Source organism: Peptoniphilus ovalis, assembly GCF_018919265.1.
In the GTDB taxonomy this organism is placed as follows: Bacteria; Bacillota; Clostridia; order Tissierellales; family Peptoniphilaceae; genus Peptoniphilus_A; species Peptoniphilus_A ovalis.
Window position 1 is genome coordinate 330,804 of the sequence record NZ_JAHLQO010000003.1, and the last position, 16,484, is coordinate 347,287.

Genomic DNA, 16,484 nt, shown 5'->3' on the forward strand with positions numbered 1-16,484 from the left:
GATATAGGTTTTATCCATATTTAACTGATAATTGCACTTAAGCTCCTTTCAAATTTCACTTTGTTTCTGAAATAAATATCTCAGTCCTTCTTTGCTACTATCATTATCATTATTTCTAATATCATTAGTTATAGACTCACCATTATATATATCATACCCATAAGGCTCAGTAATAAATATACCCTTTCCATTTGAATAAGAAAGTAATTCTGACTGATAGGACTTCGATGTATCAACAGGTATCTTTCCACTTAAAGTTGTCTCCTCTCCCTTGGCTATTATATCTTCAATAGAAGCCCTCATCTTTCTAAGATCACTCATAACCCTTCCGCAGAAATCATTTGGAACTTGAACTGTATATTTTAAATAAGGTTCTAATATTTCAGTTCCTGCTTTTCGAAGAGCTTCCCAAAATACATATGGTGTTAAATTCCTAAAGTCAGAGGGGGTACTTACCGGGCTATAGTATAATCCGTAGTCAAAAGTTACCTTTAAGTCTGTAACTTCCCATCCATAAAGCCCTTCTTTACAAGCCTTCTCTACAGCATCTTTTACTGCATTTTGAAATGAATTATTTAAATATCCATAGGACACCTCTGTCTTATATAATAATCCTGACCCTATTGGTAGTGGTTCTATTGACAGTCCAATAGATGCCCAATAAGGATTTGGTGGAACCTCTATATGGATTACTGCTTTAGAGTTTCTCTTAGGTCGTTCTTTATATATTGTTTTCAATTCACCAAATCTAGCATCTATTTTGTATCGGCTTTTAAGTAGTGATTCTATTACTTCCATTTGAATATTTCCAAATAGCTTCAATATGATTTCTCCAGTATCTCCGTTAATTTCACAATCGAGAAATGGGTCTTCTTCAGTTAATTCAAATAGTGCTTCTATCAGTTTGCTTCTTTTGCTTAAATCACAAGGTTTAATTGATGCTCTCAATGCCGGTTGGGCTATCTTTATATCTAAAATCCCGTCATATTTCTTACCAATATAATCACCTATCTTCAGAGAATTAGCATTAGAAATAATAGCAATATCCCCACTATTAACCTGATCTACCTTCACAATTTCACCATTCATAATTGATTCCAGACTTTTTATCTTGAAAGTTTCTTCTGTGCCATTTATATAAACATCTTGACGTGTCCTTATATTCCCACTGAATACTCTTAAGAAAGTCATCTTTCTAGATTTTTCATCCCTATCAATCTTATAAACATACGCTGATAAAAGGTCTTCAGTATTATAGCTCTTGGTAGGAAGATATTTAGTAATGGCAAATAATAGCTCGTCAATTCCAATATTTTTTAAAGCCGAACCATGAAATACAGGATAAAGATTGCAGTTATTAATCTCATCCAAAAATACATCATTATATTCTTTTTCTGCAATGACATCGCCATTTATATATTTTTCTGCTAGATAATCATTTATATCCAGTAACTTCTCTATTATTTGACTTTGAATTACTTTATCATCCCTTACATTTGTCAATTCAAAATCACCTTTATCTTTTATTTTAACTGATTGCATTATTGCAAGATTAGAAGTTAATTTCTCCTGTATTTGAGTGTATATCTCATCCAAACATACTCCCTTTCGATCTATTTTATTCACAAATATAAGTGTTGGTATATTTAATTTCACTAAAGTATTAAAAATCACTTTAGTTTGGACTTGAATTCCTTCTTTTGCTGAAATTACTAAAATAGCTCCATCTAACACTTTCAGAGTTCGCTCAACTTCGGCTATGAAATCCATGTGCCCAGGTGTATCTATGATATTTACCTTTGTATCATTGTAATTAAATGAAACTGTAGACGCCCGTATAGTTATTCCCCTATCTCTTTCAAGTTCCATCGAATCCGTTGTCGTTGTAGCATTATCAACTCTTCCAATTTTATTAATCGCCCCACTTTTATATAATAAACCTTCTGTAACAGTTGTTTTACCTGCATCAACATGTGCTAATATTCCTATATTAATAATTTTCATTTTATACCTCCATAATTATATAAAAATCCCCTGTGATAAAATACTCTCTTCACAGGGGAACTTATTTTTTATATAACTGCTTAAAGTAAATATGACATATACAATTCGATATAGCATAATCGTGCTATATCTTTAATCTGGTCAATGCCTTATAATACATAAAAATATAAATTTATTATTATGAGAATATTTTTAAATAAAAGTACAATTAACAAGCCATACAAATATTAACTAGTATGGAAAATGTACTTGTTCTATTTTATTAATAGTTATTTAAAAATACTATGCCTCATATGATAAAACTCCTTTAATTAATACTACATATTATAATATTTGTTTTTATTATATTTGTCAAGGAAGATTTGATCCCTTAACGCATTTAACTTGTCATATTACTAATAACTCGTAGAGATTTTTATAGGAATTCATCTTTACATGATATATTCAAATCTTAATTTTCCAGATTAGATGATGTTGACCCTCTGCCCAATAATTCTCTAGGAAATATTCAGGTTCACCAAACCTTTTTCTCCATATTTTCTGTGCATTGGAATATCCACTATCCATACAAAACTCTTTGATTCCTTTACATTGTAATTCTTGAATCATAGCATTCAATAGTAAATTACCTATACCCTCTCATTTCAAGCTTATGACAAAAAAGGGGTTATAGTTATGTAATTTAAAAGAGAGTGATTGCTCACTCCCTTTGCTACTTCCATATTATGTTCAACACTTCGTTTCCTTCACAGAATACTGAGTCTATATATTTTTCCATCAATTCTCTGGTAAGCTTAGTGTTGTCTATTACTTCTTTTTCTTCTTTTGCTTTTTGTATTTTTTCTTTTATTGCTTGTATTTCTTCATCTATCAAATTTTTAGAGTCAATGAATTTTTGTCTATTCATCTTGCCTAATTTATACTTCTCAAAATTTTGCATTTTCTTAGCTTCAAGATCTTCAATAGATTTTTCCATAGGTTTAACTTTTACTTTTTCATCTTTATTTGAATCTTCTAAACCATACTTTTCTTTTATTGCTTCAAATACTTTCTCTTCGAGACTTCCTGCTCTTGAGTTCTTGTGTTTTACATTATTACACTTACATATCCTACAAGTAAAATATGTGTGAACTCTTATGCTTCCATCTTGTCGTTTTCTTTTTGATTGAATACACCCTAGAATATGATTACAAGTTGGACATTTTGCAAAACCTTGTAGTGGAGATTTCTTTCTCCATTCATAATCGGTATTTTTACCTTTCATAAACAGATTCTTCTCTTTTATCTTTTGAACTTTTTCGAAGTCTTCTTTAGATATAATAGCTTCATGGTTATTCTCAACTCTTCCCCACTCTTCTTTTGGTTTGAATTTAAAAGAAGACGGATTTAATACTGACTTATCTTGCATATTAAAAGTGTAAGTTCCAGTATAATTTTCATTTGCTAATACATCTATTACATTTCCATTAGTCCAAGTTGGTCTAGGTTTTTTCGCAGTTCTGATTATTGAATATTCAAAGTCAAGATTGGTTAATTCGCTCTTTCTTTTTGATGGTGTTGGAATTTTTTCTTCATTTAATATCTTAGCTATATTTCTTGAAGATATACCATCTAGTGCAAGTTTGAAAATCTTTTTTACTATCCAAGCTGTTTCTTCATCAACTATGATTTTATGTCTATCATTAGGATCTTTCATATATCCTAATGGTGGACTCCAAGCTAAAAACTTTCCTTGCTTTTTAAGTGTGGTCATAGATGACTTTACTTTTTCAGAAATATCTTTTGTGTAGAAATCATATAATAGTCCCTTGAATTGAATATCTAAATCTGTTCCATTTCCTTTTTCTTTGTCACTATCATAGCCATCATTTATGGCGATAAATCTTACTCCTAAGAATGGAAATATATTTTCAAGATAATCTCCAAGTGTTATATAATCTCTCATAAATCTCGACAAGTCTTTTACAATTATCGCCTGTATATCATTTTTCTTTACATCTTCAAGCATTCTTTGAAAGGCTGGTCTATTTTCATTTGTTCCAGAATATCCATCATCAACATATTCTTCTCTTGTGAAGTTCTTAAATTCTTCATTTTTATCTAGATAATCGTTTAGATATGCTCTTTGGTTTATGATACTTTCACTCTCATCAGTCTTTATCATATCTTCAACGGATAATCTAATATAAAGAGCAATCTTATTCATTGTCTGTTCCTCCTAGCAAATTATCTATATTGAATTTAAAGACTATTTCAAATTCGTGTTTATCATAAACTATTATTTTTTCAATTAAGCTATGGATTAAATCGCCAGGTAGCTTTTCCAAATTCTTTGAAGCATATAAATCATTTATCCATTTTGTTGATTTTAATCTTTCTTTTTTAAGCTTTGATATATTAACTTCAATTGCTGAAATCTCGTTATCAAATGTAGACATATGACTTTGAGCAATCTCTCTTCTCAATAGATACTCATCTCTATCAATCTTGCCTAGACTATATTCCTCGTAGGCTTTTTGAATGATATTTTCTTCATTTAGATTTTTTCTTTTAAGATTTTCAATGTCTTTCTTAAAAGTATCTATCGCTTTATTAAATCTAGCTCTAATTCGATTAACAAATTTTGTCTTGCTAGTTGTTTTAATAATAAACTCAGAAATCTTATCACAAATAGCCTGATCCAAATCTCTTTCCATAATAAATACTGATTTTTCGGGTTTTATACTTCCGCTAAATCTCTCATTCTGAAATGAATAGTAAAGTCTATCTTTATTTTTACCATAGATACGAGTTCTTCTATTAAGTTCTTTGCCAGTATTATTATTGATTACAAGACCTTTAAATCTGTTCTCATAGTCCCTATTTTCAAAATTGTGCATTGGCGAACTGAAAACATGATTTTTCTTTCTCTCTCGTCTTTCTTGCAAGATTCTTTCGTGAACTTCTTTAGAAATGATTGCTTCATGTGCATTCTCACAAATTATATACTGACTTTCGTCTACAAAATGTTGTTTAATTCCTTTTGCAAGATTTTGTTGCTTAACTCCTTGCACTAAAGTCCCCGTATAAGCTGGGTTTGTAAGCATTTTTGAAATTGTTCCTTTGTTCCACTCAGGATCATCATTTTCTCTGTAAACTCTCCCAGTTTTATAGTAAATCATTCCAGGAGCATACCCTCTTTCATTAAAATGCTTTGCTACTTCATATTGGCTTTTGCCTTGAAGAGTTAAATCAAACATCTCTTCCACTATAAATCTAACATTTTCATCAATTACAAGTTTTTGACCTTCTTTAGATTTTTTAATCTTGTACCCATAAGGTGGAACAGAACCAATAAAGTATCCGTTTCTTGCCCTATTGTGTTTTGAGGTTTTTATCTTAACTGAAATATCCTTAGCATACATATCGTTGATAATATTTTTAAGAGTAACCTCAAAAGATTTCTTTGAATCTGTTTCTTTGACTGTGTCTAATTTATCATTAACTGAAATAAATCTAACACCTAAAAATGGAAAAACTTTATCAATCAATCTTCCCATTTCCAGATATTCTCTACCAAGTCTTGATAAATCTCTGATAATAATACAATTGATTCTTCTATCTCTAATATCTTGCATCATATTTTGAAATGATGGTCTTTCAAAGTTTGTCCCACTATATTCATAGTCAGTATAAACTTCTAAAACATCTATATTTTCTTTTAATGCATATTCTTTACAAGATAGGATTTGAGTTTCTATGGAATATGATTTTTCTCTCCACTCTTCTGTTCTTTCGTTAGATAGTCTTGTATAAATTCCAGCCTTAAAGACTTTTCTTTCGATCTTTTCGCTTTTCTTTTCAATATATCTTTTGGAAGTTCTTGCCATTATAAAACACCTCCAACTAATTGCATTGGAGTCTTGTTTTCAAGAGCATTTCCAAATATTTTATTTATTGAAATCAAATTTTTCTTTACTTCGGACTTGCTTTCACTTTCTTCTTTTATAAGGGTCTTCAGTAAGTTAACTGTTTCCAAATTATTAAAGACAAAATTAATCTCATTATTTTCTCCGATCTCAATTCTATCTATAAAAGATACAATTGTTAGCCTATTTAGACTGCTTAAATCAGTGGGAACAATTTCAGAAACCAAACTGTCCTTGTTTTTCATCTTTTCTTGCAAGTTAGCAAGTATATTTTTCTTTGTAGCAATTTGTTTCTCTATTTCCCTGATTTTAATAAGATAATTTTTTCTGAACCTTTCAAACTCTTCAGAAGTTATAAGTTGGTCTTCTAAGTCCATATATAAAGATTGTCTAAGTCTTTCATACTTTCTCTTTTCTGAGTTTAAGCTTTCAAAATCAATATTAAATGTAACTTTTGATACATCTAACTTATTAACTTGACTTAGTAGTTCGTTATATTTTTTTAAATAATCTTTAAGTGCAAAAAGAGTCATATCAAGTAGATAGTCTTCTTTTATACTATGTCTTGTGCAATCTCCTTTGTTATTATAGTGAGAACAAATATAAAAAATATTATATCCATTCTTGGACTTAACCTTTCTTCTAACCATTGAAGATCCACAATCTTTGCAATAAAGCATTCCTGATAAAATATGTGGTATATCTGCCGATTGTTTTACATCTCGGAGCATCATCTTATTAGCCAAAGCATAAATGCTTTTTGAAATGATAGGCTTATGAGAGTCGTTTATTACAATCCAATCTTCTTCATTTACTTCTACTTCTCTCTTAGACTTGTAATTTAGTTTTCTAGTTTTCCCTTGTTCAAGTACTCCTATATAGACCTTGTTTGTAATAATCCTATTGACCATTTTTGCGTCCCATTTAGAGTCTTTAACAATAAAACCAGTAGTATGATTATCTCCAGAATTTTCTTTATGCTTAGATGGTGTTACACAACCTATGCTATTTAAAAAATCTGCAATAGCCTTAGACGAATAACCATCTATCTTCATATTGAAGATTCTTTCAATTATATGTGAAACTTCTGTATCTACGACTAACTTATGTTTGTTTTTGCTATCCTTCTTATAACCAAAAGGAGCAAACGCACCAATAAATTCACCATTCTTTCTTTTAATCTCTTTTGAAGATTTAACCTTCATAGAAATATCCCTACAATAAGAATCATTAATAAAGTTTCTTATAGGAAGAATTAGGTGTGTATCGCTTACATCTGCATTTTCACTGTCATAGTTATCGTTTACCGATATAAATCTTATACCTTTTTCTGGGAATATCTTTTGTAGATATTTTCCTGATTCGATATAATCTCTCCCAAAACGGGATAAGTCCTTCACAATAATTGTTTTGAACTTCTTTTCTTCAAGATCTTGAATCATCTTCTTAAATTTTGGTCTGTCAAAATTAGATCCTGAAAAGCCATCATCTACATATTCAGCAACAACTTTAAAATCATTGTCCCTTGCATATGATTTGATAATCTGTCTTTGATTTGAAATAGAATTACTTTCTGTGCTATCTCCATCCTCTCTTGATAAACGAAGATACATACAAGCAAATTTCTCCATCACAAAACCTCCTTAATTTGTATTTGGGCAAATAGTCATTAAGGAGTTCTTCTACCATTTATATTTTACCGCACCCAAGTTTTTAAGTCAGCACCCCATCTTATAGTCTTATGCAAGCTCTACATAAATAAAGTTCTACAATATCTAGTAAGTCGAGGGACTCTTTATCACTTTGAGTGTAAGTAATTTTTTTAGAATAATCTTCTTTTGATATTTGCTCTTTAGGTTTATATTTCTTCTTTTCTTTTGTATTCATAGGTTTTACCTCACAATATAAAATTAAAGTTTTTTGACATTGACAAGTGCCTTGGATTAGCAACATAGGAATCTCACCTCCGCCTCTGTTCAGGATGAGCCGGCTTCAACCTTAGAAGTATCATTATCCTCATTTTCTTCATAGCGAATAGGGTATCCCTCCCTATATTCAAACTCTTACTTATCGCTCCCTTTCTTCTTCCCTTGCTTTTAGCTTAGCAGTACTTGTTTTGCCGAATTATTCAGCAGAAAGATCTTGGCGGATAGGTTATTACGCTCCAAAAATGATTAATGTCTTGTCTTGGTCTATTCAATTGTTAAGGTTCAAAATTTATCGAGAGTTATTAATCTTTTTAAAATTTGACCATCAGAAAATACTTATCTTGATGAAACAAAATTGTTTAAAATTACCCTCTTATACTTAACAGTGAAAAGAAGTCTTTCTTGGTAACCAATTTTCAAAAATAAATTTGGTTAAATGAAAAGGTCCAATTCCCACTGCATAAGTAACAGTGAAAATTAGACCCTCTTGGTAACTTTCATCTAAAAGTCTTCTAGCATTTCTTTTAGTTTTTCTAAGACTTTATTACGCCTTTTAATAACGGCTGGATGAGATATATTGAGTTTGGCAGCTACTTCTCTAATTGTTTCCTCTTTGTAAAAGAGGCTTTCTATTAGGTCTCTTTCAGCAGGATTGAGTTTAGAAATAGCTCTTCTTACTTCTTCAATCATTTCCTTTGTTTCGATAATTTTTTCAACATCAAATTCCAGATCTTCTAAATTTTCTTCGAAATTTCCATCATGATCATAGGAACAAAAAAAGAAACAGTTATTTAACCTGTCTCTTCTCATTTGATATTTCTCTTTATTCAGTTCACTATGATAAGCAAGATATACTTCCTTGCTAACAACTACTTTCTTTCCTTCTACAAATAAATAATATTCTTTGTCCATTAATTTTTCCTCCTTGTTGACATGAATTTCTTTTGTTTAAAAATGAAATTCACACAAGGAGGGCTTCTAATTTTTTGCATATATTCTCCTGGGCATAAAAAAAGACCGAAAGAAAATAAATTCTTTCAGTCAATAAATGCCAATATTAAATTTAGGTGCAAATCACCCATCATGGATATTATATATGCACTTAAGTACACATAAAATTCGTATATGGTACTTTTTTCATTCGGAAATAGTACGCAATAAGTTCGTCATAAATTAATTTCTTAGATATTCATTATTTCTTCAATGCTACGACCGTCTTCAAGTTGGCTAATAGCAGTTGGTAAAGTATATCCCCAAATTATTACACCAACCAATGCAATTGCTTCCTTTTTTCTTTGATAATAAACAGTTCTCTCTAAAGACACACTTCTCATACAAGCTTCATCAGTAATCTTTTTTTCATTAATGTAGTAGTTATAAATAATCTTATGATAGATTTCTCCATACTCTGGATAAACTTTTAGCCTAACACAGGCATCATAAATTATTAAAAGCATAAGCTTACTATCCATTACATTGGAAACTCTATTATTAAACTTTTCTTCAACTTTTTCTGGAGCAAATGTAGAAAGATACAAGTAAGCAGATTCTGAAGTTGATCCATAGTTTTCTTTACTCTCAAACATCATAAAATTTGCCCTGCTATCTACTGCCCAGGTAACTTGTCTATATAAACTTAAAATAAGTTTTGCAGCTGAACTGATCTCTTCAAATTTCAAGTTGCTATCTGCATACATGTTCATTATATTCTTTAAAGTTTTACTTATTCTCAATCTAATCACCCCAATACAACTTATTTACAAACTTGAATGTTTGTGCTATAATGTGAATATAAGTTCAGTTTGTATTATATCTCAAACAGGAAAATAATTCAAGCACTATTGTTCGTATTAAAAGTTATAAATGCACATTAGTACAGGAGGTTAAAGTTATGGCTTTTGCGGATAGATTAAAGGAATTTCGTGAAAAAGAAAAGTTAAGTCAAGCAGATTTTGCAAAAATGATAGGAATAAGTACAAGAACTCTTGTACATTATGAAGACGGAGAAAGATACCCAAGAGATGTCGAGGTTTACAAAAAAATAGCTGAGGTTATGAACTGCGATTATAATTATCTTTTAGAAGAAAGTGATGAGTTTTTAAATCGAGTTTATAACATGGGTGGCAAAAAAGAATTAGAAAAAGCTAGAGCATTAACTGAAGGTCTAAGCTCTTTATTTGCTGGTGGAGAAATATCTGATGAAGATAAAGATGCTGCTTTTGAAGCTATTACTCGTGCTTATTGGGAGGCGAAAAGAGAAAATAAGAAATATGGTCGTAAGAAAAAAGATTAGGTGATTATATGAGCATGAATCGCTATATATATGATAAGGTTAATCGACTTATAAAAAAATATAAGACACGAGATCCTATCGAATTAATAGAAGCTTTGAATATTAACCTGGTATATCTACCTGAAACAAAAATACTTTTAGGAATGTACCATTATATTCAAAGAAACAGATTTATTTTTATCAGTAGCAACACAAATTTTAATAGAAAGACTATATTAGCACATGAATTAGGTCACGATCAACTTCACAGAGATTATTGTATGAGTGGCGGAGCTTTTCATGACCAAACAGTGCTAAACCCTACAAATAAATTTGAAACTGAAGCAAATATTTTTGCAGCTCATTTATTAATTAGTGATGAAGATGTCCTCGATAATATCAATGATCAAGTATGTGATTATGAAATCGCTGGAAAATTAGGCGTAGATATAAATTTACTAAATTTAAAAATTTCTGAGTTAGCAAAAATGGGCAAGTTTAATAAACCAATTAATGTTAATACACCCCAGGGAGATTTTCTTAAAAACTATCGCCCTGAACATGATGATTATTATTAGGAGACTCTATGGGAATTTTTATTGCAGGATATTTTTTATTAATCCTTTCTGGAATAGTTTTCTACTATCTCATCTCTACCTACTCTGTAAAAATCTCAGCATTTTTGATTGATTTTATAGTTGTAGGTTTAGGATTTTATATATCCATAAAATATAAACTAGATAACAAATTAGCTATTCCCCTTTCAATTACAGTAGTAATAATTTATGTAATATTGCTAGTTTTAATAGATCAAAAGCTACCAAAGATCAGTAAACTTTTAAACTATATAATTGCTTTTATAGGATCATCAGTTGCACTATGGTTGGCACTAGATTTTATAACAAGCACACTAAGTGCTTTTAAAATAATAGGTCAAACTTATCATCAATTACCAATAACAAAAAATATGATGATAAATTCCTTTATTCATTATGTAATTGTATTCTTGATTAGTATTCCAGTGTTTAAAGGTAGAATGAAATTTATACTTGGAGAAACAAATTAGTAAGTTAAATGTATTAAATTTTTGAAACAATTTTGACAGTTTTTAAATTTAATTTATTGTTATAATCTCTTTAGTAAGAATAACTTTTAAAAAATAGGAGATTATATGATTGACTTAGACAAGGTAAAAGAAAAATTGACCAACAAAAATATTGAGTTTTATGTAGAAACATATTTGGATATTTCAAGTCAGTTTGAAAATTTTGAAGATGAATGGCTAGATGGTAAAATAAAAGAAAAATATTATAATCAAATTCTTGATATGCACGATTATTTAGCTGGTTATATAGCAAATTACTTCATTCAAAATTATTACATTAAGGATAATAAGCATGATTAAACAAGATTGGGAATTATTGAAAGAAATTAGAAAAGTTAAAAAGTTGAGTGAGGAAGAACAACAAGAATATTGGACTAATAAATTTGATAAATTAGATTCATCAGACGATTTAAAAATTAGAAATTCTTTTAAAGCACTTAAAGAAGGAAATTATATTACAGCATTCTGGGCAGACAATATCCCCTATCATTTAAATCTTACAAATAAAGGAGTCTCTTATAATCATTTTATTTCTAGGATAAGAAGTCATAATTATATAATGAAGTGGATATTCGGTATAATTGCTACAGTTACTGGTGCAGTTATTGGAGCTATTATAATTTCAAAATTAGGTTTTTAGATATAAAATTAAATACACGCTTAACGCTTATAACTTTAATAGCAAGCACAGTAAGTGTACGGACACTTACGAAAAAATTAATGGAGCAAACCTTTACGGAATGCTCCATTTTTTTAATTTTTACCTTGTTAGGGAGAACCCTAAGACCCCGAAATATATTTTATAAAGGAGAATAAAATGGCAAATAGACTTAGAAATGAAAGAATAGAAATAAAACTAACTAAAGAAGAAAAAGAAATTTTTGATAAGAAAATGAAGCTTGCAAATTGCAAAACTATGTCCCACTTTCTTAGAAAATGTGTGTTAGAAAAGGAAATTTATGTAGTTGACTTAGAACCATTTAGAAACCTACAATGGCTACTTTCAAATGCAACAAACAATATAAACCAGATCGCAAAAGCTACTAATACAACTGGTGTTATTTACAAAAATGAAATCGAATCAATGCATAAGCAGATAGAAAAATTATCAAGAGAAATATGGCAGATCCATTCCCTACTTCTTAATAAATCAAAAGAAAGTTCTGGTGATTAGTATGGCAATTACAAAAATACATCCTATAAAATCAACTCTAAATTTGGCAATAGATTACATTACCAAGAGTGAAAAAACTGATGAAAAAATTTTGGTATCTTCATTCAAATGTCATCCATCTACTGCCCATATTCAGTTTATGAAAACACGAGAAGACAATGATACTAAAGGTACAGTTTTGGCTAGACATTTAATCCAATCTTTTCTACCAGGAGAAGTTGATCCTATAAAAGCTCACGAAATTGGTATGGAATTATGTAAGAAAATTTTAAAAGAAGATTATGAATTTGTTCTTGCAACTCATATAGATAGAGGGCATATTCATAACCATATTATTTTTAATAATGTTAATTACAAGACTGGTAAATGCTACCAATCTAACAAAAAATCTTACCACAAAATTAGGTATCAAAGTGATGAATTATGTATAGAAAATAAGCTTTCAGTCATTGATGAATATTATAAAGCTTACAAAAGAAAATATAAAACTGCAGGTAAATCTTGGTACGAATATGACCAAAATAAGAAAGGAAATTCTTGGAAGTCTAAACTGCATTTTGATATAGACAGAATGATTAATAAGTCTAACTCATGGGAAGAGTTTTTAGAAAATATGAAATCTCTTGATTATGAAATTAAGTTTGGTAAACACATTGCTTTTCGTCATAAAGATAAGCAAAGATTTACAAGAGCTAAGACTATCGGAGAAGATTATACTGAAGAAAAAATCAAAGAAAGAATAGTATTAGCAATTAAAAATAAAGCTAATCCTATTAAAAAGCGTGTAGGAAATGTTATTGATATATCTACTAATGAAAAAGCACAATCCTCTAAAGGTTATGAAATATGGGCAAGAAAACACAATATCAAAACAATGGCTGATTCAATAATAAAATTAAGAGAACAAGGAATTAATTCAATTACCCAACTAGATGATCTAATCAAAAAATCTGCCGATGATAGACAAGACTTATTAGATAAAATAAAGAAGATTGAAGCTGAAATGAAGAGTTTATCTCGAGATATGGAAAATATAAATACTATAAATAAGTATCGTGAAATATATAAATACTACAAGAAAAATCCTAAAGATAAGCAATTTGCAGATGAGTATTATAGTGAACTTTCCGTCTATAAAATAGCCGCAAAAGAAATTTTAGAAAACTATAAAAAACTTCCAAACACAAAAGAAATATTAACCAAACTCGATAAATTGCAAGAAAAAAAGAACACCCTTTTGCAAGAGTATTCTTTGAATAAAGAACAATTTTCTGACCTTATTCAATATAGAAAAAACTATGAAAATTATTATGGGAAGGAAGTAGAGAGGTAACTACTTCCTATTCTAATATTTTCTTTGAATTAGCTTGAATTTGAATAGTAACATCCTCTAAAGTAGATTTTTTTATTCTTGCTATTTGAGCAATAGTATCTTCTAAGATTTTATAATCATATCTTTTTTTACTTTCTTTTGTAAAAGGGGCATCTGTTTCTAAAACAATTCTATCTATAGGTACACTTTGAATTAAATCATTACCTTTTTTTGTTGTTGTCATATCTAAATTGACAGATATATATATGTTTTTACTAATCATCATACCATCTAGTAGTCTTTTAAGAGCTCCTGTATACCAATGTAGAATATATATATTATTGTTGTTGTTAATTAGTTCTTCAAATATAACACTTTCAGCTTTTCTTGAGTGAATTGATATAATCTTGCCATCGTTTTTATTACACTCATCCATTATTTCTCGAAATATTTTCAGTTGTTTTTCAAAAGATTTTTTATTGCTTTCAGAATTATCTAGACCTATTTCTCCTACAAACCTAGTTTTATACAAATTTCGTTTAAAAATGTCAAAGTAATTAGGGTACTCTTCAATCAATTCTGGATGGTAGCCTAAAGCTAAAAAAGTATTTGTAGAATCTTTATATTTTGGATAGTATCTTTCAAACAAAACTGGTAAATTTGTCATAAACACTATTTTATTACCATTGTTTAATATTTTAAAATTGTTATTATATAAATCTGGATGGCAATGAAAATCAATTAATCTCATTCACATCTACCTCATTGATTATTTTATCTAACTCTTCTATACTCCTATTATAAACGTCTGCAAACTTAAATAAGTTATCTGTTAATGGACCAGATTTCTGTATCTCAAAAGCCGCTCTTTTTGGATTATGCTTTTCAAGCATTTGTAAAAAAGCATTTCTATTTAAGATTCCAGCTTCAGATTTTTCTAGGTTTTTATGTCTATACGCCGTTTCATCTTTCCCATAAGCGGATATTATAGCTGCTTTTCTAACTATGCAAGGGATGCAATCGCCACAGTGCTTTGATGTCTTCTCTTTTTTAAATCTACCATTATCTGGGTGTGAGCAAGACATGGTATTAACATACTGATCTTTTAGAAAGCTACTATTTTTACACTCTTTCATCATTTCACCTTTAGTTTTAAACTGATATGGGTTAATGATTTTAATATCTAAATTCATATTATTTATTAAAGTTTGTAATTTTTTCATATAGTAAGGATGTGTAGTTCTTGTGCTGCTACTCCCAAATCTTGCTCCAGATAAAGGAACATTTAAGGATATATAACCATTTTCAGGAATATATAGCTGTGTTTTTCTCCCAAAAGCTGAAGCATAAGCAATTGCATGAGAAAAAAACATAAAAGATCTTGTTCTAGTTGTATCTTCTCTACCATTTCTAGCAACAACGTATGATTGCACCTGATCTCTATCATCTAACATATATTTTTCTTTTACAGCTGTAAAAATATCATCTTGATAGCTTTTAGTTCCTTTTCCTCCACCGTAATGACTGACTAGTAATATTGAAGAAGTTGAATATTCAAGTAAGTCTATTGCTCCTATAAAAGAGTCTAAACCACCTGAAAACATACAAATTTTATCATAGATCCTCTTATCCAGCTCTTTATATTTTTTAGATGAATAGTATATTTGCTCTTGATATACAGTTTTGGGTCTAAATTCAAAAGTCCAATTGTCCCCACTTAAAAAATTCAACATATCAGTTAATAATACTTTTTGAGAGTTCCAAAAATCAATGTCAGATACAGGAACATTTAGTTTGATAGTCCTAGTCCAACCATCATTTTGAGTATCTCTTTTTACTATTCGATCAGCTACAAAAACAAAAATAGATAAATATAATAAATCAATGGCTAATTTTGAAAATTCTTTCTCTAACTTAATGTAATTATCCCAAAAATTAAAACCAATATCTTTTTTATTTGTTATATCTAGTTTTTCATCAAATCCTTCAGGAATGTTCTCAATTGATTCATTTGTACAATATATTCTCATTTTATTCCTCCATAATCTCTAAGCAAGAAGTTAAAATCTTATTAAATGAATCTTCGGTGAAATAGTCATCTTTATATGAGTTAAATCCCACCTCAACGCAAGCTTGAATATATTCCTTAATATTTCTTTCAATCCTAATAGCTTCTTGAATATTGCTACCTTTTTTTTCAAATGAGTATCCGTAATCAACTAACATTAATTGCCAAATTAATTCCCTAGTAAAATATTGAAGTAAGTATTTTGATTCAATTTCAGTTAAAGAATTTTTGTCACCTAATAATAAACTCATTTCTTCCAAAGTGTTTACTGTAGCAGTCCTTATAGCTATATCATCTTTTGATATAGAATTTTCTACTACATAATTTACCAAAAGTGATATAGACTCTACGGTGGATTTATTTTTAAATTGATTTCCTAATGAAGCAATCGTAGTAGTAAATCCATTTTTTGTTATACTACTCAATAAATTAGAAAAATTACTTCCTGCAGAACTTATCCCTTGCCTTGATGAGAAAGCTTTAGCTCCACCATTTGCCCCAATATAATTACTAACAACTTTCTTCGAGCTTCCAATGTTCCCACCAGAAGAAATATATTTACTCATGGATGTTTTTGCTGATGTCCAATTCGGCTTATCTAAATCTTTTTTATTGTCTTTGTCATCGTTATTGTTATCTTCTTGTAAAAAGTCATTTGGTAATAATGCATTTCCTTTTTTCCCTTTAAAAGAACTTGATGTACCCAATACATA

The 16,484-nt window shown here is 29.3% G+C and carries 17 protein-coding genes; 7 read left to right on the forward strand and 10 right to left on the reverse strand.

Translation table 11 applies throughout. The annotated features are described in order from the left end of the window. Window positions 1-48 precede the first annotated feature (48 nt). The 7 genes from tet(T) to KQI68_RS05285 form a co-directional block, all read right to left on the reverse strand. Window positions 49-2,004 (reverse strand): tetracycline resistance ribosomal protection protein Tet(T), encoded by a 1,956-nt coding sequence (gene tet(T) / locus KQI68_RS05255; RefSeq protein WP_216549089.1) that lies wholly within the window; start codon window positions 2,002-2,004, stop codon window positions 49-51. A 712-nt stretch (window positions 2,005-2,716) separates the two neighbouring features. Continuing rightward, on the reverse strand, window positions 2,717-4,210 hold the full coding sequence (locus KQI68_RS05260; protein WP_216549090.1) for a recombinase family protein: 1,494 nt from the start codon (window positions 4,208-4,210) through the stop codon (window positions 2,717-2,719). Then, entirely contained in the window at window positions 4,203-5,873 is a 1,671-nt protein-coding gene (locus KQI68_RS05265; RefSeq protein WP_216549091.1) for a recombinase family protein, read from the reverse strand. The genes KQI68_RS05260 and KQI68_RS05265 overlap by 8 nt, the downstream gene beginning before the upstream one ends. Beyond that, entirely contained in the window at window positions 5,873-7,543 is a 1,671-nt protein-coding gene (locus tag KQI68_RS05270; RefSeq protein ID WP_216549092.1) for a recombinase family protein, read from the reverse strand. Before KQI68_RS05270 ends, KQI68_RS05265 begins: the two co-directional genes overlap by 1 nt. A gap of 100 nt (window positions 7,544-7,643) precedes the next feature. Next, window positions 7,644-7,865, reverse strand: a complete 222-nt coding sequence (locus KQI68_RS05275) for a hypothetical protein (protein ID WP_000924587.1) — start codon at window positions 7,863-7,865, stop codon at window positions 7,644-7,646. 476 nt (window positions 7,866-8,341) lie between these two features. After that, on the reverse strand, window positions 8,342-8,752 hold the full coding sequence (locus tag KQI68_RS05280) for a sigma-70 family RNA polymerase sigma factor (RefSeq protein WP_216549093.1): 411 nt from the start codon (window positions 8,750-8,752) through the stop codon (window positions 8,342-8,344). 269 nt (window positions 8,753-9,021) lie between these two features. Further along, window positions 9,022-9,543, reverse strand: coding sequence for a hypothetical protein (locus KQI68_RS05285; protein WP_343221670.1), 522 nt, complete (start codon window positions 9,541-9,543; stop codon window positions 9,022-9,024). Between the two features lie 188 nt (window positions 9,544-9,731). Here KQI68_RS05285 and KQI68_RS05290 point away from each other — a divergent pair, with 188 nt between their 5' ends. From KQI68_RS05290 to KQI68_RS05320, 7 genes are all read left to right on the forward strand, one after another. Beyond that, window positions 9,732-10,133 carry a helix-turn-helix domain-containing protein gene (locus tag KQI68_RS05290; RefSeq protein WP_216549094.1) on the forward strand — a complete coding sequence of 134 codons (402 nt, stop codon included), beginning with the start codon at window positions 9,732-9,734 and terminating at the stop codon, window positions 10,131-10,133. 8 nt (window positions 10,134-10,141) lie between these two features. Next, window positions 10,142-10,690 carry an ImmA/IrrE family metallo-endopeptidase gene (locus KQI68_RS05295; RefSeq protein ID WP_202492114.1) on the forward strand — a complete coding sequence of 183 codons (549 nt, stop codon included), beginning with the start codon at window positions 10,142-10,144 and terminating at the stop codon, window positions 10,688-10,690. 8 nt (window positions 10,691-10,698) lie between these two features. Then, complete coding sequence (locus tag KQI68_RS05300) at window positions 10,699-11,178, forward strand: hypothetical protein (RefSeq protein ID WP_216549095.1); 480 nt, start codon at window positions 10,699-10,701, stop codon at window positions 11,176-11,178. Window positions 11,179-11,283: 105 nt separating this feature from the next. Further along, the gene (locus KQI68_RS05305) at window positions 11,284-11,517 is read left to right on the forward strand and encodes a hypothetical protein (RefSeq protein ID WP_211494578.1); all 234 of its coding nucleotides are present in this window, start codon (window positions 11,284-11,286) and stop codon (window positions 11,515-11,517) included. Continuing rightward, window positions 11,510-11,857: a hypothetical protein gene (locus KQI68_RS05310; protein WP_211494577.1), complete on the forward strand. Its 348-nt coding sequence runs from the start codon at window positions 11,510-11,512 to the stop codon at window positions 11,855-11,857. Before KQI68_RS05305 ends, KQI68_RS05310 begins: the two co-directional genes overlap by 8 nt. Before the next feature lie 177 nt (window positions 11,858-12,034). Beyond that, window positions 12,035-12,391, forward strand: coding sequence for a plasmid mobilization protein (locus KQI68_RS05315; protein ID WP_216549096.1), 357 nt, complete (start codon window positions 12,035-12,037; stop codon window positions 12,389-12,391). A gap of 1 nt (window position 12,392) precedes the next feature. Further along, the gene (locus KQI68_RS05320) at window positions 12,393-13,724 is read left to right on the forward strand and encodes a relaxase/mobilization nuclease domain-containing protein (protein WP_216549097.1); all 1,332 of its coding nucleotides are present in this window, start codon (window positions 12,393-12,395) and stop codon (window positions 13,722-13,724) included. A gap of 7 nt (window positions 13,725-13,731) precedes the next feature. Here the strand turns inward: KQI68_RS05320 and KQI68_RS05325 are convergent, their stop codons facing one another. From KQI68_RS05325 to KQI68_RS05335, 3 genes are read right to left on the reverse strand one after another with little or no spacing between them, the layout of a single operon-like run. Further along, complete coding sequence (locus KQI68_RS05325; RefSeq protein WP_216549098.1) at window positions 13,732-14,454, reverse strand: TatD family hydrolase; 723 nt, start codon at window positions 14,452-14,454, stop codon at window positions 13,732-13,734. After that, a complete protein-coding gene (qatC, locus tag KQI68_RS05330; RefSeq protein ID WP_216549099.1) occupies window positions 14,441-15,733 on the reverse strand; it encodes a Qat anti-phage system QueC-like protein QatC in 1,293 nt (430 codons plus the stop codon). Before qatC ends, KQI68_RS05325 begins: the two co-directional genes overlap by 14 nt. 1 nt (window position 15,734) lies before the next feature. Continuing rightward, window positions 15,735-16,478, reverse strand: a complete 744-nt coding sequence (locus KQI68_RS05335) for a hypothetical protein (RefSeq protein WP_216549100.1) — start codon at window positions 16,476-16,478, stop codon at window positions 15,735-15,737. Window positions 16,479-16,484: the final 6 nt, after the last annotated feature.